The following is a 17,455-nucleotide window of genomic DNA, read 5'->3' on the forward strand; positions in this document are numbered from 1 at the left end:
CCTGCCGCGCGGATGGACGCGATGCTCGTCACCCAAACGGTTGACCGTCGTTACGGTGAATGTCACCTTCCAAGCCAAGTTTTTGTCCTGGAGGTTCCATGTTTGGTCGTTCCCTGCGCGGCCGGCGAGCATTCGTGGCTCTGACAGCCGCTCTCGTGGCTGTCCCGCTGACCGTCGCGGCCCAAGCGTCCGCCGGACCACTCGCCCCGCTCTCCGCCTCCCTCACCGCGCTGCTCGGCTCGGCGACCCAGCCGATGACCGTGCTGGTCCACGGCACGTCAGCCGCCGCGGCGGACACCGCCGCACGCCAGGCCGGGCTCACCCCGGTCACCACGTTCCGCAAGGTCGGCGTCGTCGCCGCCCGCGGCACGGCGCAGCAGGTGCAGGCCGTGCGCGGCCAGTCCGGCGTTACCTACGTGGAGGGCAATGACCCGGTCCGGCTCTTCGCGAGCAGCCCGGGGACGACCGCGACCAGGAGCCTGCAGGCCCAGCAGACCCTCACCGGCGCCAACGGCCGCAAGCTCGACGGCAGCGGCGTGAGCGTGGCGATCATCGACTCCGGCGTCGACCCGACGCACCCCGCGTTCAAGGGCGACGACGGCACGACCCGCGTCGTGCGCAACCTGAAGAGTGTGTGCGCCGACGAGGCCGGCACGGGCACGAACTGCATCCTCGACGTGCCGACCTCCGTCGACACCGACCTGCTCGCCGTCGGCGGCCACGGCACACACGTCACCGGCATCGCCGCGGGCAAGCGGCTGACGCTCAGCGACGGCACCGCGGTCGGCGGCTCGGCCCCCGGCGCCAAGATCGTGTCGATCTCCACCGGAGCGGTCATCCTGATCGTCGGCGCCGACGCGGCGCTGAACTGGGTGCTGGAGAACCACCGCGCGCCGTGCGGCGCGGGCGTCCCGGCGAGCACGTGCCCGCCGATCAAGGCGATCAACAACTCCTACGGCCCGTCCGGCGGCGGGGCGTTCGACCCGAACTCGGCCACGGCGAAGATCCAGCGCCAGCTCGCCGCCGAGGGCGTGGTGACGGTGTGGGCCAACGGCAACGACGGCGGCGACGGCTCGGCGAACGTGTCGAACCCGCCCGGCCAGGACCCGACCCCCGGCATCCTGTCGGTGGCCTCCTACAACGACTTGGCGACCGGGACCCGCGACGGCGCGGTCTCCAGCTTCTCCTCGCGCGGCCTGGCGGCGAACTCGGCGACCTGGCCGGACATCTCCGCCCCCGGCGAGAACATCCTGTCCGCGTGCAGGCTGTACCTGCCGATCTGCGCCACCGGCCTGGCGCCGAAGAACGGTCCTGGCCTGCTCGACCTGGGCTCGTACAACGTGATCAGCGGGACGTCGATGGCCGCGCCGCAGATCACCGGCATCGTCGCGCAGCTGTTCCAGGCCAAGCCGAGCGCGACGCCCGCCGAGATCGAGGACGTGCTCAAGCGCACGGCTTACAAGTTCACCAATGGGGCCGCGTACGCGCCGGTGGGGCCGTACACCAGCAGCTTCGACAAGGGCACCGGGCTTGTCGACGTGGTCGCGGCCGCGTTGGAGTTGGGTGCACACTGATTACCGACTAGGGGTATGCGGGGAGCCTGCGAAGGCTCCCCGCATTCTTCTTCGATCAAGAATTTGCTGATGCGCCTGATGCTTTCCGTGGTTCGTGTGGCCAAAGTGTCCGAACGCAGGGCACAATGTCGTCGGGTATTCCACCCGTGTGACAACCGCCGATCGACAGGACGTAGGGGAAGACGATCCTCGTCGAGCAGCGGAGGTCAGCAGTGAGCACCCGTGGAAACACCCAAGGCGTGGTGTACGTCCACTCGTCGCCGTCTGCGGTATGTCCGCACGTCGAGTGGGCGATTTCGGGCACCCTAGGGGTGCGCGCCGAACTGAAGTGGACCGCCCAGGCGGCGGCTCCGGGTCAACTGCGCGCCGAGTGCGCGTGGACCGGGGACGCGGGCACCGGCGGCAAGCTCGCGGGCGCTCTGCGCGCGTGGCCGATGATCCGCTTCGAGGTCACCGAGGAGCCCAGCGCGGGCGTCGACGGTGAACGCTTCTGCTATGCCCCCACCCTCGGCCTTTGGCACGCGCGTACGAGCGCGAACGGCGACATCGTCGTCGGCGAGGACCAGCTGCGCACCCTCGCCGCGTCGGCGCGCGCGGGGGAGTCTTTCGCCTACGGGGTCGACGAACTGCTCGGCGCGTCGTGGGACGAGGCGCTGGAGCCGTACCGCCGGGCGGGCGACGGCGCTCCGGTGACCTGGCTGCACCGCGTCGGTTAGCGGCTGTGGCACGCTTGACCTGTGGCTGAGGGGTCGATGCGGCAGCAGTGGGTGTGGCCCGCGGTGCTGGTGGCTGTGGTCCTGACGGCCGCGGCGAGCCTGCTGGCCCGCGAGCTGTACGCCGACGAGCGCGCCGAGGCGCCGCCGTCGGCGGTGCTGCCGAGCGAGGGTTCGCTGCCGGTGTCCGAGCAGCCGGGGCACCGGGACGTCCGGGGGACTCAGGACGCGATCCAGCACCCGATGTACGAGACTGTGCGGCAGCTGCTGCAGACGTACTTCGACGCGATCAACGGCAAGAACTACGCACGCTGGCAGACGACGGTCACGGCGGACCGGATCAAGAACATGCCGGAGTCGACATGGCGGGCGAGCTACCGGTCGACGCTGGACGGCAGCATCGTGGTCTATCGGATCGACACGGGCCCCGCCGACAGCGCGCGGGTGATGCTGCGGTTCATCAGCAAACAGGACGTGGCGGACGCGCCGTTGGAGCTGCCGGTGGGGTGCATCCGGTGGAGCGTGATCTTCCCGATGGTCGTCGAGGACGACGTGTGGAAGCTGGCGGGCGGACCGACCGGCGCCACACCCCAGCACGAGGCCTGCTGACCCGAGTTACAGCGGGATGTTGCCGTGCGCGCCCCGGCCGGCGGGCGCGGCGGCCAGTGCCTCGGCCAGCTTCCGCCGGGTCTGACGCGGGTCGATGACCTCGTCCACCACCCCGATCGCCATCGCCCGGTCGACGCCGCCCGCGATGCGTTCGTGGTCGGCGGTCAACTGGGCGTGCAGGGCCTCGCGCTCGTCCTCCGACGCAGCGGCCAGCTTCTTGCGGTGCAGGATCCCCACCGCCGCCTTCGCGCCCATGACCGCGACCTCGGCCTCCGGCCACGCGAACACCGCCGTGGCGCCCAGCGACCGCGAGTTCATCGCGATGTACGCCCCGCCGTACGACTTCCGCGTCACAAGCGTCACCCGCGGCACGACAGCCTCCGCGAACGCGTGCAGCAGCTTCGCCCCGCGCCGGACCACGCCGTCCCATTCCTGGCCGACGCCCGGCAGATACCCCGGCACATCCACCACGACGAGCAGCGGCACGCCGAAGCTGTCGCACATCCGGACGAACCGGGCCGCCTTCTCCGCTGACAGCGAGTCCAGGCAGCCGCCCTTGCGCAGCGGGTTGTTGGCGATCACGCCGACCGTGCGTCGCCCCAGGCGGCCGAGGCCGATAACGACGTTCGGCGCCCACTTCGCCTGCAGTTCCTCGAACTGCGACACGCCTTCGTCGTCCACATCGAGGATGCCGCGCAGCACCGGCTTCACGTCGTAAGCGCGGTTGACCTGCTCCGGGAGCAGGTCGCGCAGCGGGGCCTCCTCGCGCACGGCGTGGAGGTCGAACAGGCCCGGCTTGGCGAACAGGCTGGTGATGCGCCGCGCCCGGACATACGCGTCGGGCTCGTCGGTCGCCAGCACGTGCACGACGCCGGACTTGCGGCCGTGCGCCTCCGCGCCGCCGAGGCCCTCCTGGTCGATCTGCTCACCGGTCACGCTGCGGACCACGTCCGGCCCGGTCACGAACACCCGACCGGCCGGGGACATGATCACCACGTCGGTCAGCGCCGGGCCGTAGGCCGCGCCACCGGCGGCCGGGCCGACGACGACGCTGATCTGCGGGACCCGGCCCGAGGCGCGGATCATCGCGGCGAAGACGTTGCCGACCGCGTCGAGCGACTCGACGCCCTCGGCCAGCCGCGCGCCGCCGCAGTGCCACACGCCGATCACCGGGCAGCGCTCGCGCACCGCGGTGTCGATGGCCTCCACGATGTGCCTGCACCCCTCGGTGCCCATCGCGCCGCCCATCTTGGTGGCGTCGGTGCAGTAGGCCACGACCCTGACCCCGTCGATGCGGCCCCGCACCGCGAACACGCCGCTGGTGTTGGCGGGCCGCAGCGGGGCCATCGAGTCGGCGTCGAGCAGCTGGGCGAGCCGGACCAGCGGGTCACGCGGGTCCAGCTCGAGCGCGTCGCTCGTGGCCAGGGCGGTCATGGAGTGCCTCTCAGAGAGTCGCCGGTCAGGCGGCGGTGAACGCGAGCGCGACGTTGTGGCCGCCGAAGCCGAACGAGTCGTTCACCGCGGCGGTGAGCTCGACCTTGCGCGGCTGGCCGGTGACCACGTCGAGGCCGACCCGGGGGTCGATGTTCTCCAGGTTCCGGGTGGCGGGGATGACGCCGTAGTAGATCGAGAGGATCGTGATGATGCTTTCCACCGCGCCCGCGCCGCCGACCAGGTGGCCCAGCGCCGACTTCGGCGCGGTGAGCACGACGTGGTCGCCCAGCGCCTTGCGGATCGCGGCGGCCTCGCCGACGTCGCCGACGACGGTGGACGTGGCGTGCGCGTTGACGTGCTGCACGTCGGCCGCGGTCAGGCCCGCCATGTTGATCGCGTTGGTGATGGCCTTGATCTGGCCGACGCCCTCGGGGTGGTTGCCCGTGATGTGGAAGGCGTCGGAGGTCATGCCGTAGCCGGACAGGCGGCCGTAGATCCGCGCGCCGCGGGCCTTCGCGTAGTCCTCGCGCTCCAGGATGACCACGCCCGCGCCCTCGCCGAGGACGAAGCCGTCGCGGTCCTGGTCGAACGGGCGCGACGCGCGCTCCGGCTCGTCGTTGCGCGTGCTGAGGGTCCGCGACTGGGAGAACCCGGCCACGGTGATCGGGTGGATGCAGGACTCGGCGCCACCGGCGACGACGACGTCGGCCCGGCCGGTCTGGATCATCTGGTAGGCCGTGGCCAGCCCCTCGGCGCCCGACGCGCAGGCCGAGGCGGGGGAGTGCACACCCGCGCGGGCACGCAGCTCGATGCCGACGTGGGCGGCGGGGCCGTTGGGCATGAGCATGGGCACCAGCAGCGGCGACACCTTGCGCAGGCCCTCGGTCTCCAGGAGGTCGTCCTGGTCGAGCAGGGTCACCGGTCCGCCGATGCCCGTGCCGATGCACACCCCGAGTCGTTCGGGGTCGACCGGCGCTTCCTCGTCCCTCGGCATCTCGAACCCGGCGTCCGCCCATGCCTCGCGGGCGGCGATGATCGCGATCTGCTCACACCGGTCCAGCCTGCGGGCCTGGACCCGGGGCAGCACGTCGGTGGGGTCGACCGCGAGCGGTGCGTGCAGCCGAGCGGGCAGGCCGTAGCGCTCCGCCCATTCGTGATCGTTGCGGCGCACGCCGTTCTTGCCTGCGAGCAGCGCTTCCCAGGTGGCCGGGACATCCCCGCCGAGCGGCGTGGTGGCGCCCAGCCCGGTGATGACGACGTCGACGTTGCTCATGGGGTTTCCTTCGCAGCGGTTGGGTGCCGAGTCGAGTGCCGAGGGCACGAGGAGCGGATGATCAGGAGTTGTTGCTGATGTAGCTGACGGCGTCGCCGACGGTCTTGAGGTTGGCCAGCTCGTCGTCCGGGATCTTCACGCCGAACTTGTCCTCGGCCTGCACCGCGATCTCGACCATCGACAGCGAGTCGATGTCCAGGTCGTCGACGAAGGACTTGCCAGGGGTGACGTCGTCCGGCGCCACACCGGCGACCTCTTCGACGATCTCCGCCAGGCCTTCGAGGATCTCGGCTTCGCTGGGCTTCTCCGACATGCCAGTCGTCCTTTCTCAGTTCGGTCAACCGGCCGGTACTTCACCTGCCGGAGCTTTGGGTCCCCAATCAGGGGCAGATAACGACCTGTCCGGCGTAGGACAGGCCCGCGCCGAAGCCGACCAGCAGCGCGACGTCGCCGGGCTTGATCCGGCCCGCCGCGCGCATGTGGTCCATCGCCATCGGGATCGACGCCGATGAGGTGTTGCCCGAGTAGACGATGTCGTCGGCGACGACCATGTCCTCGCGGGCGCCCTTGGCGCGCAGCCGCTTGGCGATCGCCTCGATGATGCGCAGGTTCGCCTGATGCGGGATGAGCACGTCGATGTCCGCGGGCTGCAGACCGGAGGCCTCCAGCGCGCGCAGCGCGATCGGCGCGATCATCGTGGTCGCCCACCGGAAGACCGACTGGCCCTCCTGGTAGATGAACCGGCGGTCGGTCATGCCGATGGTGTCGACCAGGTCGCCCGCGCTGCCCCACACGACGGGGCCGATGCCGGGCTCGTCGGCCGGTCCGACCACCGCGGCGCCCGCGCCGTCGGCGAAGATGATCGCGTTGGCCCGGTCGACCGGGTCGACCCAGTCGGTCAGCTTCTCCGCGCCGATCACCAGCACGCGCCGGGCCGAGCCCGAGCGGACCAAATCGGACGCGGTGCCCAGGGCGTAGCAGAACCCGGCGCACGCGGCGTTGAGGTCGAACGCCCCGGCGGCCTTGACCCCGATCCGGTCGGCCACCTGGGCCGCGCCGTTGGGGATGGGCGTGGGCATGGTGCAGTTCGCCAGGATCACGGTGTCCACATCGGACGGTGAGAGGCCGCAGTCGGCCAGCGCCTTCGACCCGGCGATGACCGCCATGTCGACCAGGCGCTCGTCCGGCGCGGCGAAGCGACGCTCCCGGATGCCCACGCGCTCGCGGATCCACTGGTCGGTCGTGTCCATCTTCTGCGAGAGCTCGTCGTTGGTGACGATGCGCTCCGGCTGGAAGCTGCCGACCCCGAGGATTCGGCTGGCTGTTGCGCCAGTGGCGAGTCGCAGTGTGGTCATGCGGTACTTCCGATCAGTTCGGTCACCGTGTCGAGGTTCGCGGGGGTCCTCAGGGCCACGGTGGGGGTGCCGTTGAGTTCGCGCTTGGCCAGGCCGACGAGCGCGCCCGCGGGCGGGAACTCGACGATCGAGTCGACGCCGCGCTCGGCCATGGCCGCCATGCAGCGGTCCCACCGCACCGGGTTGGTGACCTGGTCGATGAGCCGGGCGAGCACCTCGGCGCCGTCGGCGACGCTAGCGCCGTCGCGGTTGGACAGCAGGGTGAACGCCGGGTCGGCGGGCGCGGCGAGGGTGGCCGCGTGCGCCGCGAGCGCCTGCTGGGCAGGCGCCATGTAGTGGGTGTGGAACGCGCCCGCGACCTTGAGGGTGATCACCTTGGTGTCGGCGGGCGGCTCGGCGACCAGCTTCTCCAGCGCCGCGACGGACCCGGCGGCCACGATCTGGCCCGCGCCGTTGCGGTTGGCGGGGACGAGGTCGAGCTCGGCGAGGCGGGCCAGGATGGCGTCCTCGGTGCCGCGCATGAGCGCGGCCATGCCGGTGGGCTCCAGCTCGCACGCGGCGGCCATCTCCCGGCCGCGGACGGCGGCCAGCGCGATCGCGTCCTCGGCGGTCAGCGCGCCCGCCATGGCGGCGGCGGCGAACTCGCCGATCGAGTGGCCGGCGATGACCACGTCGGCCGGGATCTCGACCCGCGAGCGCAGCTCCTCGAAGGCGAGCAGCGTGGCCGCGACGATCAGCGGCTGGGTGATCGCGGTGTCCTTGATCTCGTCGGCCTCGGCGGTGGTGCCCAGCCGGGTCAGGTCGAGTTTCGCGATCTCCGACCAGGCCGCCAGGCGCTCAGCCGCGCCGGGCAGTTCAAGCCAGGGAGCGAGCATGCCGGGGGTCTGGGAACCTTGCCCAGGAGCGAGTAGCGCGATCACGTCCCTCACTGAACACCGTCCGGGCCGGTTCCACGCATGCCGACGCTGACCAAGTCCGAGGGTCTGCGTTGTGGGGTGTCTACAAAAGTTAAGCCCGGGTGAACGCTACGCACGGGTATTCGTTGTCAGATGTGGCGTGTGCCACCGTGCGGCTCCGGCGTGTCACCACAATCCGCGCGAACGCGACAGCCTGCCGACGGCGAGCGCCACCCGCAGCACGAGCGCGTCGCGGGGGTCGGCGGCGTTGCGGCCGGTGAGTTCGGTCGCCTTCCGCAGGCGGTACCGGACGGTGTTCGGGTGCACGAAGAGCTGCTTCGCGCAGGTCTCCAGGACGCCGCCGGTCGCGAGGTAGGCCTCGACCGTTTCCTGCAGCGAGCCGCCCGCCTCTTCGAGGGGCCGGGCGACGCGGTCGATGAGCTGCCACTCGGCTTCCGGGTCGCCCGCGAGCGCGCGTTCGGGGAGCAGGTCGGTGGAGCGGACCGGGCGGGGGGCCTCCGGCCAGGCGACGACCGCGCGCAGGCCGGACAGGGCGTCGGATGAGCTGCGGTGGGCTTCGGCGAGGGTGGAGACCGTGGGACCGGCGACGACCGGGCCCGCGCCGAACGCCTCGGCCATCTTGGCCATGACCTCGTGGTCGTCGGTGGGGCCGGCGAGGACTACGACGAGTCTTGAACCTTGGACGCCCAGAAGGACTGGTCGGCTTGTTCTTGCGGCTCGGCTGCGGACTTCGTAGACGACGGTGGGTGGGTCGTCTGAGGGCGGGTTGCCGACCAGGACGGTGGCCTCGGCTGCTGGGTCCCAGCCGAGGGCTGCCGCTCGGGAGAGCAGGGACTCTTCGGCGTCGCCTCGCACGATGCCGTCGACGACGAGTGCTTCGAGTCTGGCGTCCCAGGCGCCTCTGGCCTCGGCGGCCGAGGCGTAGGACATGGCTGAGGCGAAGGCGACCTCACGGCCGTAGCGGAGGACGGCTTCGGAGAGGACGGCGCGTTCGGTGTCGTCTTTGGCCAGGTCGGGGACGAGGTCTTCGAAGATCTGGAGGGAGACGCGGACCATCTCGACGGTTTGGCGGAGGCTGATCCAGCGGGAGAGGTCTCTGGGGGCGCCGCGGAAGGTGTCTGTGGTGAGGCGGAGGGCTTCTTGGGGGTCTCTCAGCCAGGCGGTGAAGCCGGCTACGCCGTTTTGGGCTACGAGGAGGACGGAGGCGCGTTGGTCGGCGGGCATGCGGCCGAACCAGGCGAATTGGCTGTCCATGGCTGCGACGGCCGCGGAGGCGAGTTTGCCTGAGGCGCGTTCTACTGCGTCCAGGGTTTCCGCTGATAGTGCTGTTGGGCCGGTCACTTGGTCAGCGTCCCACACGGCTCGCCTGCGGCTTCGCGGCGCTCGTTCGGCTCGCCTGCGGCATCGCGGGGTGGGGGATCGTTGGTGTGCCTGTGCGGGCGCCCGTTTCGCTTGGGCGTCCGCACACTTTCCCGCTCATTCGGCGGGGCTGGTTCTGGCGTGCTCGCGCCGTGGGGGTCTGGGGGCTCGGCCCCCAGATGCAATTGCCGTCGGCATTCGATGAGCGTTTCCGCGAATAGGCGCGGCGAGCCGGCGGGCCGCCCGGCATGTTCGGTGCGCTCGATGCCGGGCGGCCCATCTCCCCGGTCCCCACCGGTGGGTCAACTATGGGCTTTCTCTGTGGGGTGGCGCCATCCGAATCTTGATGGTTAACCCATTCGTGGGATGTGTTGCGGTTGCCCATGTCCGTGGCCTGAGAAACGATCTCCCGGGACAGGGATCTGCCCGTCGGGGGCATAGGAGGTAGAACATCATGGGTGCGGAACTTCGCGAGGGGCTCGGCGCTGCGTGGTCGATGGTGGCCACGTTCGTGCCGAAGCTGCTCGGTTTTCTCATCATTCTTCTGATCGGCTGGCTCATCGCGAAGGCGGTGAGCAAGGGGTTGTCCATGGTTATGGGCAAGCTGGGTTTCTCCCGTCTGATGGAGAAGACCGGAATGTCCAATATGGCCCGGAATTCGGGCGTCGACGTGGGCGCCATCCTGGTGAAGTTGGTCTACTACTTCATTCTGCTGATCGCGCTGCAGTTGGCGTTCGGTGTGTTCGGCGAGTCGAATCCGGTCAGCCAGTTGCTGAACCAGGTCATCGCGTTCCTGCCGCGGATTCTGGTGGCGATCGTGCTGCTGGTCGTGGCGGCCGCGGTGGCCAAGGTCGTTCGCGACCTGATCACCAGTGCGCTGGGCAGCAGGCCGTTCGGGCCGATGCTGGGCACCGTCGCGTACGTGTTCATCATCGCGTTCGGTGTCATCGCGGCGCTGAACCAGGTGGAGATCGCCACGACGGTGACGATGCCGGTGCTGATCACGGTGCTCGCCACGATCGGCGGCATCCTGGTCGTCGGGCTCGGCGGTGGGCTCATCAAGCCCATGTCGGACCGGTGGAGTGGGTGGCTGGAGCGCATGCAGACGCAGATGGGCACCGGCCACGCGCCGCAGCCGCGGGTGGAGACGCCTCCGGCCGCGGAGACGATGGCTGAGCGGGCGCCGCGCGAGTCGCGTCGCTGAGGTTCTCCCAGAGACGCCGATGGCGCCAGACCCGGTCGGGTCTGGCGCCATCGGCGTCTCTCAGGTCAGGCCGAGCCCGGGTCCGACGTCTGCGGGCCCGCCGCGGTGACGTCGTCGATCCGGTACTTGCGGGCCGCCTCGACGACCTTGGACTGGTCGACCTCGCCGCGCTGGGCAAGGGCGCCCAGGGTGGCCACCGTGATCGACTCGGCGTCCACCAGGAAGTGCCTGCGGGCGGCCGGGCGGGTGTCGGAGAAGCCGAAGCCGTCCGTGCCCAAGGTGACCATGTCGGTGGGCACCCACGGGCGGATCAGGTCGGGCACCGCGCTCATCCAGTCCGACACCGCGACGACCGGGCCGGGGTGGCCCTCCAGCACCGTCGTCACATACGGGACGCGGGGCTCGGCCTCCGGGTGCAGCAGGTTGTGCCGCTCGATCTCGACGGCCTCGCGGCGCAGCTCGGACCACGACGTCGCCGACCAGATGTCGGCCTGGACGCCCCACTCGTCGGCGAGGAGCCGCTGGGCCTTGACCGCCCACGGCATCGCCACACCAGAAGCCAGGATCTGCGCGCGCGGGCCGTTGCCCGCCGGGGCCTCCTGGTAGCGGTAGAGACCGCGCAGCAGGCCCTCCACGTCCAGGTTCTCCGGCTCGGCGGGCTGCTGGTACGGGTCGTTGTAGACGGTCAGGTAGTAGAAGATGTCCTCCGCCTGCTCGCCGTACATGCGGCGCAGGCCGTCCTTGACGATGTGGGCGAGCTCGAACGACCAGCCCGCGTCGTAGGACACCGCGGCCGGGTTCGTCGCCGCCAGCAGCAGCGAGTGGCCGTCGTTGTGCTGCAGGCCCTCACCGGTCAGCGTCGTGCGGCCCGCGGTGGCGCCGAGGACGAAACCGCGCGCCATCTGGTCGGCCGCGGCCCAGAGGCCGTCGCCGGTGCGCTGGAAGCCGAACATCGAGTAGAAGATGTAGATCGGGATCATCGGCTCGCCGTGGGTGGCGTAGGAGGTGCCGACCGCGGTGAACGACGCCGTCGAGCCCGCCTCGTTGATGCCCTCGTGCAGGATCTGGCCCTGCTCGCTTTCCTTGTAGGACAGCATGAGCGAGGCGTCGACCGAGGTGTAGAGCTGGCCCTGCGGGTTGTAGATCTTCTGCGTCGGGAACATCGAGTCCATGCCGAACGTGCGCGCCTCGTCCGGGATGATCGGCACGATCCTGGCGCCGATCTCCGGGTCCTTCGCGAGGTCGCGGACCAGGCGGACGAACGCCATCGTGGTGGCGACCTCCTGCTTGCCCGAGCCGCGCTTGATCACGTCGTAGACCTTGTCGCCGGGCAGCACCAGCGCCTTGGCCTTCGCGCGGCGCTCCGGCAGGTAGCCGCCGAGCTGGCGGCGCCGCTCCTGCAGGTACTGGATCTCCGGCGCGTCCTGGCCGGGGTGGTAGTACGGCGGCAGGTACGGGTTCTTCTCCAGCTCCGCGTCCGAGATCGGGATGCGCAGGGTGTCCCGGAACAACTTCAGGTCGTCCAGGGTCATCTTCTTCATCTGGTGGGTGGCGTTGCGCGCCTCGAAGTGCTTGCCGAGGTTGTAGCCCTTGATCGTCTTGGCGAGGATCACCGTCGGCTGGCCGTGGTGCTCGGTGGCCGCCTGGTAGGCCGCGAAGACCTTGCGGTAGTCGTGGCCGCCGCGCTTGAGGTTCCAGATGTCCTTGTCCGACATCGGGTCCACGAGAGCCTTCGTGCGCGGGTCGCGGCCGAAGAAGTGCTCGCGGACGAACGCGCCGTCGTTGGCCTTGTAGGTCTGGTAGTCGCCGTCGGGGGTCTGGTTCATCAGGTTGACCAGGGCGCCGTCACGGTCGGCGTGCAGCAGGGTGTCCCACTCGCGGCCCCAGATGACCTTGATGACGTTCCAGCCCGCGCCGCGGAAGTAGGACTCGAGCTCCTGGATGATCTTGCCGTTGCCGCGCACCGGGCCGTCGAGGCGCTGCAGGTTGCAGTTGATCACGAAGGTCAGGTTGTCGAGGCCCTCGTTGGCCGCCACGTGGATCAGGCCGCGCGACTCGGGCTCGTCCATCTCGCCGTCGCCGAGGAAGGCCCACACGCGCTGGTCGGAGGTGTCCTTGATGCCGCGGTCGCGCAGGTAGCGGTTGAAGCGGGCCTGGTAGATCGCGTTCATCGGGCCGAGGCCCATGGACACGGTCGGGAACTCCCAGAAGTCGGGCATCAGCCGCGGGTGCGGGTACGACGGCAGACCGCCGCCGGGGCCCGCGTGCGACAGCTCCTGGCGGAAGCCGTCGAGCTGGTCGGCCGACAGGCGGCCCTCGAGGAACGCGCGGGCGTAGATGCCGGGGGAGGCGTGGCCCTGGACGTAGATGTGGTCGCCGCCGCCGGGGTGGTCCTTGCCGCGGAAGAACCAGTTGAAGCCGACCTCGTAGAGCGCCGCGGAGGAGGCGAACGTCGAGATGTGACCTCCGACACCCACGCCGGGCCGCTGCGCGCGGTGCACGGTCATCGCCGCGTTCCAGCGCATCCACGCGCGGTAGCGGCGCTCGACCTCCTCGTCGCCGGGGAACCACGGCTCGCGGTCGGTCGGGATGGTGTTGACGTAGTCGGTGCTGGTCAGCGAGGGGACGCCGACGTGGCGCTCACGCGCCCGCTCGAGCAGCCGCAGCATCAGGTAGCGGGCACGCTGCTGCCCGCCGCCCTGCAGGGCGGCGTCGAACGACTCCAGCCATTCCGCGGTCTCCTCCGGATCGATGTCCGGGAGGTGCGCCGCGAGTCCGTCGCGGATGACGCGTACCCGCTCGGGCGTGCCGGGGTTGCTGTTCTGGGTGGGCAACGTGCGCTCCAGCCTGGCTCGGTGATGGTTTACGCGCGCGCGCATGCGCGCGCGTACGGGGTCACTCTGCCATGTTCGTCTGAATCGACGCGGGCGTCATCGTTACTGGTCAGTAGGGGTGTCGGAGCGTCAGGAAGCGCACAAGGAAAGAGTCTGTTGCGGCGTGTCGGAGAGCACACGGTTGCGCTGGTGGGCACTGTCAGTGTTCGCTATCGCCTAACCGAACAGGCGTAACGCGGTTGAACAGGCCAAGATGGGGCCTGAGGACCGTGCGAGAACAACTGGAGGAGTGAGACCGTGGTGGCCGCGGGAGACACCGGGAACGCCGGCGTCGCCGACAAGCTGGGGATCGAAGAGGGCACCGTTGTCCAGGAGATCGGCTGGGACGAGGACGTCGACGACGACGTCCGCGCCGCAATCGAGGAGCGAGTCGGCTCCGATCTCCTCGACGAGGACGCCGACGAGGTAGTCGACGTCGTTCTGCTGTGGTGGCGCGAGGAAGACGGCGACCTCGTCGACGCGCTGATGGACGCCATCGGCCCGCTCGCCGACAACGGCGTGATCTGGGTGCTCACCCCCAAGACGGGCCGCGACGGACACGTCGAACCCAGCGACATCGCCGAGGCGGTGCCGACCGCGGGGCTCGCTCAGACCTCAAGCGTCAGCGTGGGCAACGACTGGGTCGGGACCAGGCTGGTCTCACCGAAGTCGGTGAAGACCAAGAAGTGACGACCACGTGGACCGGGAGCCTCTCCCGGTCCACGGTCTGAACGCCGCGGTGTCGTGGCCTAGGCTTGGGTACGACACGATGTCTCTGGGTGCGCTGATGCGCGCCCTCACTCCAGGAGGATGCCGGGTATGGCGGTCGAGGTCGGTCAGAAGGCTCCGGACTTCACGCTCAACGACTACAACAAGCAGCCGGTCAAGCTCTCGGACTTCCAGGGCTCCAAGAACGTGCTGCTCGTGTTCTACCCGTTCGCGTTCAGCGGCATCTGCACCGGCGAACTCTGCCAGGTCCGCGACGAACTGGCTTCCTACACCGACAACGACGTCCAGGTGATCGGCGTCTCCGTCGACACCCCCTTCAGCCTCAAGGCGTGGGCCGACCAGCAGGGCTACACCTTCCCCCTGCTCTCCGACTTCTGGCCCCACGGCGCCGTCGCCACCGAATACGGCGTGTTCAACGAGGCCGCTGGCCTCGCGAACCGCGGCACGTTCCTGATCGACACCGAAGGTGTTGTCCGCTTCGCGGAGATCAACGCCCCCGGTGAGGCCCGCGACCAGGACGCGTGGAAGAAGGCCGTCACGGCCCTCAAGGCGTGACACCCTTGTCCCGGTGCCACGTTCGGGCACCGGGGCTTTAGGGCGTATAGCTCAGCGGAAGAGCACTCGGTTTACACCCGAGCGGTCGCAGGTTCAAATCCTGCTGCGCCCACCATGCACGCCCTACTGGAACCCTTGGCCAACCAGGCGTTTGCCAGTAGCGCCGTAAGAGCATTTCCTCCAGCACCCTCGTCCGCCAGGACTGGGGTGCTGTTGTTTGTGCTGGTTAGCTCCGCACCCTGCTGCAATGCCTGCAACTCAGCAAACGGCTCTTGGAGCCGGTACGTGATCGTCAGCTCGCCATCTGTTTCCTCGTGCAGGTAGAGCACCTCGAAGAAGGCTTGGTTTAGCAAGCGGCGCTGCTCGTCGGAACAGCGCAGGTACAGCCCCTGGGGGTCCCGAAGCAGTTCCAGGCACAGGTCGACCAGGGCAGCAGCTTCGCTGAGGTCTTGGGTGGTCTCACCCAGTCGTGCTGTGAGTCGGTCACGCTGCTTGGTTATGGCGTGCAGCTTCTCCCGGATCTTGGTCTGGGGTAGCGAGCCATCTGAGGCCAAGTCGATGAGGTTGGATTCCTTGACGTCCAGAGCTTTGAGCTGAGCGGAGAGCTGCTGGTGGAGCTGTCGAGCTGACGACTCCTGGGAGCCGACAGCCTGAGCCATGTGTTCCCGTACCTCGGCAATGAACGTCTCATCGAACTGGATGGTGGCGTAGTGCTGTTCGATGGCCTCCTCCACCCGTTCAGTCCGGAGGTAGGGCAGCTCACAGACGTGGTCGTACCGCCCGGTGCAGAAGAAATACTGGTAGGTGGTGCCGTGGCGGTTGGTGGCGTTCTGGAAGATCAGGCGGCGTTGTTCGCCGCGCTGGTCGAGACAGACTCCGCAGAACAAGCCCTTCAGGTAGTGAAAGTGCTCACGACGACGTTCGTCGGTAGCACTGCGCGAGTTGATGATCTGTTGGACTTGCTCAAACAATTCTGGGTCGATGAGCGGCTTGTGGCGGCCTCGAAATTTTTCGCCCTCGTAGGTGATCCAGCCGATGTAGTAATCGTCCCGTAGCAGATCGGCGAGCCTGCTGATCGAGATTTGCCGCTCGGGATACTTGCTGTTGCGGGACATTCGCAAGCCTCGCTCGAACAATTCGTCCGCGAGGTCGGCTAGCGTCCACTCATTCGTGGCGTACAGCTCGAATGTCAGCCGGATGAGCGGGCCTCGCACTGGGTCGACCATGACTGTCTTTACTTGGCGGTCTTCTATGTGTTGAACGGTGTTGAGATAGCCGACCGGTGCCCGGCTGATCGTACCGCCACCTTTTGCTTTCATGCCCATCTTGTAGCGGACATCTTCGCCATTTTGGTGCGAGGAGTACTCGTTGATCACCGCGAGCATGCCATGCAGCATGCGCCCGGTCGGCGTGTTGTCGATGTTCTTCTCGACGGCCGAGACCAGCGTGACACCGAGCTTTTCCAGCGCGGACATCATGAGGGCATCGTCCAGGCGATTTCGGGCAAACCGGCTGAGCATGTAGACGATGACGTACCGGACGTTCGGGTTCTCGCGGAGGTACTTGATCATCTGCTGGAACTCTGGCCGCTGGTCGATTGTCTTGGCACTGCGACCAGGGTCAACGAACTCCGCCACCTTGTTGGCTCCGATCTCTTGACCTCGTTCTGCCACCTTTTCTCGTTGTGCGGGAATCGATATTCCCTCAGGGTTGTAGTCAGTGTTGACTTGCCCTGGTGTTGATACTCGCAAGTACGCAACGTAGTCGTCGCCGGTGATGCGTTCGACCGCTTTGTTCTTCTTCATAGATATCTCCTTTACTGCCCACCCCCTCGGGGCTATCCCATTTTAGCTCCGAATTGCCCGATTTTCTAATCGATTGGGCGGCCCGGCGGCCTGCCCGATTTGCCTATTTCTGCGATCGGCGAGTGTGGCGAGTCACTTTTGTTGACTGGTTCTGGATGGCCAGCCCCATTCCCGGTCAGGTACTCTACGAACTCCCCAGTTGTTATCACGTTGAACAGTTCACCCTGAACGCTTTGGTCGGCGGAAATCGCTGTAGCAAGCGTTCGCTTCCGGCTGTCGTCAGGCACCACCCAGAGCACCGCCGGGAACAGTCCGTGCTTGGCCTGGTGGTCGCCGCTCGCTGCGTAGCGTTGGTAGACGGCTGCCTTGCGCTGGACGACACCAGGGTGCTCGGTGGAGCGATCGACCTCGATGAACCAGTGATCCTCGTAGTTGCCACTAGCGGTGACGGCGAACAGGTCGGGCTTGAGCCATGACCTGGTGCCGTGCGGACTGAGGAACGAACGCCAGCAGGTCGGCTCGGTCTCCAGAGCCACCAGTTCCAGCCCGTCCGTGTGGTCAAGTTCCCCGATCTGAACGGCCGCTTCGGCAACCGCCAGAGTATGGTCAGTAAACAACGCCGTGGGTTCGAGGTAGCGGCGGCGGTGTTCGTCGCCGTGGATCACCCGCAGCAGCCGTTCACCGGTCGATCCGAGTTGCCAGGTGATACCGCCAGAGCCCGCGCGCACACCGCCGATCCGACGTTTCAGCCGAGTCACCAAGCCCCGCCCCTCCAGACGGGCGAGCACCCGCATGGTCGCAACAGCAGCAGCGCCCTCGGTGGCATGGGTTCGCCGGTCAAAAGCAGACGGAGGATGGTGGAGGAAGTGCAGGCGGCGAAGTAGTTCAGTGGTCAGGAGCCGATGTGCACGGAGTGAATCAAGCACCGCCCGATCGCGATCGGACAGGCTCATCAGCAGGTCAGCGACCTTCTCGTTAGACATGGCGGGCTCCGCCGCCTCGGTCGCAGACGGGTCGCCGGGCGGCGCGGAATGGATCACTGCACATGCAGTCAG

Annotated in this window: 15 protein-coding genes and 1 tRNA gene; 7 read left to right on the forward strand and 9 right to left on the reverse strand. The window is 68.4% G+C overall.

Annotated elements, in window-relative coordinates; all coding sequences use genetic code 11:
- The first annotated feature begins 98 nt into the window (after window positions 1-98).
- From ACSHT8_RS32425 to ACSHT8_RS32435, 3 genes are all read left to right on the forward strand, one after another.
- On the forward strand, window positions 99-1,574 hold the full coding sequence (locus tag ACSHT8_RS32425) for a S8 family peptidase (RefSeq protein WP_436495508.1): 1,476 nt from the start codon (window positions 99-101) through the stop codon (window positions 1,572-1,574).
- Between the two features lie 212 nt (window positions 1,575-1,786).
- A complete protein-coding gene (locus ACSHT8_RS32430; RefSeq protein ID WP_436495510.1) occupies window positions 1,787-2,290 on the forward strand; it encodes a DUF3145 domain-containing protein in 504 nt (167 codons plus the stop codon).
- Window positions 2,291-2,311: 21 nt separating this feature from the next.
- On the forward strand, window positions 2,312-2,896 hold the full coding sequence (locus ACSHT8_RS32435; protein ID WP_436495512.1) for a hypothetical protein: 585 nt from the start codon (window positions 2,312-2,314) through the stop codon (window positions 2,894-2,896).
- A 6-nt stretch (window positions 2,897-2,902) separates the two neighbouring features.
- Here the strand turns inward: ACSHT8_RS32435 and ACSHT8_RS32440 are convergent, their stop codons facing one another.
- The 6 genes from ACSHT8_RS32440 to ACSHT8_RS32465 form a co-directional block, all read right to left on the reverse strand.
- A complete protein-coding gene (locus tag ACSHT8_RS32440) occupies window positions 2,903-4,330 on the reverse strand; it encodes an acyl-CoA carboxylase subunit beta (RefSeq protein WP_436495514.1) in 1,428 nt (475 codons plus the stop codon).
- 25 nt (window positions 4,331-4,355) lie between these two features.
- Entirely contained in the window at window positions 4,356-5,603 is a 1,248-nt protein-coding gene (locus ACSHT8_RS32445) for a beta-ketoacyl-[acyl-carrier-protein] synthase family protein (RefSeq protein WP_436495516.1), read from the reverse strand.
- 61 nt (window positions 5,604-5,664) lie between these two features.
- Window positions 5,665-5,916 carry an acyl carrier protein gene (locus ACSHT8_RS32450; RefSeq protein ID WP_436495518.1) on the reverse strand — a complete coding sequence of 84 codons (252 nt, stop codon included), beginning with the start codon at window positions 5,914-5,916 and terminating at the stop codon, window positions 5,665-5,667.
- A 67-nt stretch (window positions 5,917-5,983) separates the two neighbouring features.
- Window positions 5,984-6,958 (reverse strand): beta-ketoacyl-ACP synthase III, encoded by a 975-nt coding sequence (locus ACSHT8_RS32455; protein WP_436495520.1) that lies wholly within the window; start codon window positions 6,956-6,958, stop codon window positions 5,984-5,986.
- On the reverse strand, window positions 6,955-7,878 hold the full coding sequence (locus tag ACSHT8_RS32460) for an ACP S-malonyltransferase (RefSeq protein ID WP_436495522.1): 924 nt from the start codon (window positions 7,876-7,878) through the stop codon (window positions 6,955-6,957). Before ACSHT8_RS32460 ends, ACSHT8_RS32455 begins: the two co-directional genes overlap by 4 nt.
- A gap of 162 nt (window positions 7,879-8,040) precedes the next feature.
- Entirely contained in the window at window positions 8,041-9,129 is a 1,089-nt protein-coding gene (locus ACSHT8_RS32465; RefSeq protein ID WP_436495523.1) for a PucR family transcriptional regulator, read from the reverse strand.
- 559 nt (window positions 9,130-9,688) lie between these two features.
- Between ACSHT8_RS32465 and ACSHT8_RS32470 the strand changes: the two genes are divergently transcribed.
- Window positions 9,689-10,438, forward strand: coding sequence for a mechanosensitive ion channel family protein (locus ACSHT8_RS32470; RefSeq protein ID WP_436495525.1), 750 nt, complete (start codon window positions 9,689-9,691; stop codon window positions 10,436-10,438).
- A 65-nt stretch (window positions 10,439-10,503) separates the two neighbouring features.
- Here the strand turns inward: ACSHT8_RS32470 and aceE are convergent, their stop codons facing one another.
- Entirely contained in the window at window positions 10,504-13,272 is a 2,769-nt protein-coding gene (aceE, locus tag ACSHT8_RS32475) for a pyruvate dehydrogenase (acetyl-transferring), homodimeric type (protein WP_436495527.1), read from the reverse strand.
- A gap of 297 nt (window positions 13,273-13,569) precedes the next feature.
- Here aceE and ACSHT8_RS32480 point away from each other — a divergent pair, with 297 nt between their 5' ends.
- From ACSHT8_RS32480 to ACSHT8_RS32490, 3 genes are all read left to right on the forward strand, one after another.
- Complete coding sequence (locus ACSHT8_RS32480; protein WP_436495529.1) at window positions 13,570-14,001, forward strand: DUF3052 domain-containing protein; 432 nt, start codon at window positions 13,570-13,572, stop codon at window positions 13,999-14,001.
- 129 nt (window positions 14,002-14,130) lie between these two features.
- Entirely contained in the window at window positions 14,131-14,595 is a 465-nt protein-coding gene (locus ACSHT8_RS32485; RefSeq protein ID WP_436495531.1) for a peroxiredoxin, read from the forward strand.
- 40 nt (window positions 14,596-14,635) lie between these two features.
- A tRNA-Val gene (locus tag ACSHT8_RS32490) sits at window positions 14,636-14,710 on the forward strand.
- On the opposite strand, the gene ACSHT8_RS32495 is transcribed toward ACSHT8_RS32490, so the two are convergent.
- Together ACSHT8_RS32495 and ACSHT8_RS32500 are read right to left on the reverse strand one after the other, a co-directional pair.
- Window positions 14,667-16,400, reverse strand: coding sequence for a recombinase family protein (locus ACSHT8_RS32495; protein WP_436502238.1), 1,734 nt, complete (start codon window positions 16,398-16,400; stop codon window positions 14,667-14,669). The genes ACSHT8_RS32490 and ACSHT8_RS32495 overlap by 44 nt on opposite strands.
- 65 nt (window positions 16,401-16,465) lie before the next feature.
- Window positions 16,466-17,383 carry a replication-relaxation family protein gene (locus tag ACSHT8_RS32500; protein WP_436495533.1) on the reverse strand — a complete coding sequence of 306 codons (918 nt, stop codon included), beginning with the start codon at window positions 17,381-17,383 and terminating at the stop codon, window positions 16,466-16,468.
- Window positions 17,384-17,455 lie beyond the last annotated feature (72 nt).

The sequence above is a fragment of the Actinokineospora sp. HUAS TT18 genome, from assembly GCF_051364635.1.
GTDB lineage: Bacteria > Actinomycetota > Actinomycetes > Mycobacteriales > Pseudonocardiaceae > Actinokineospora.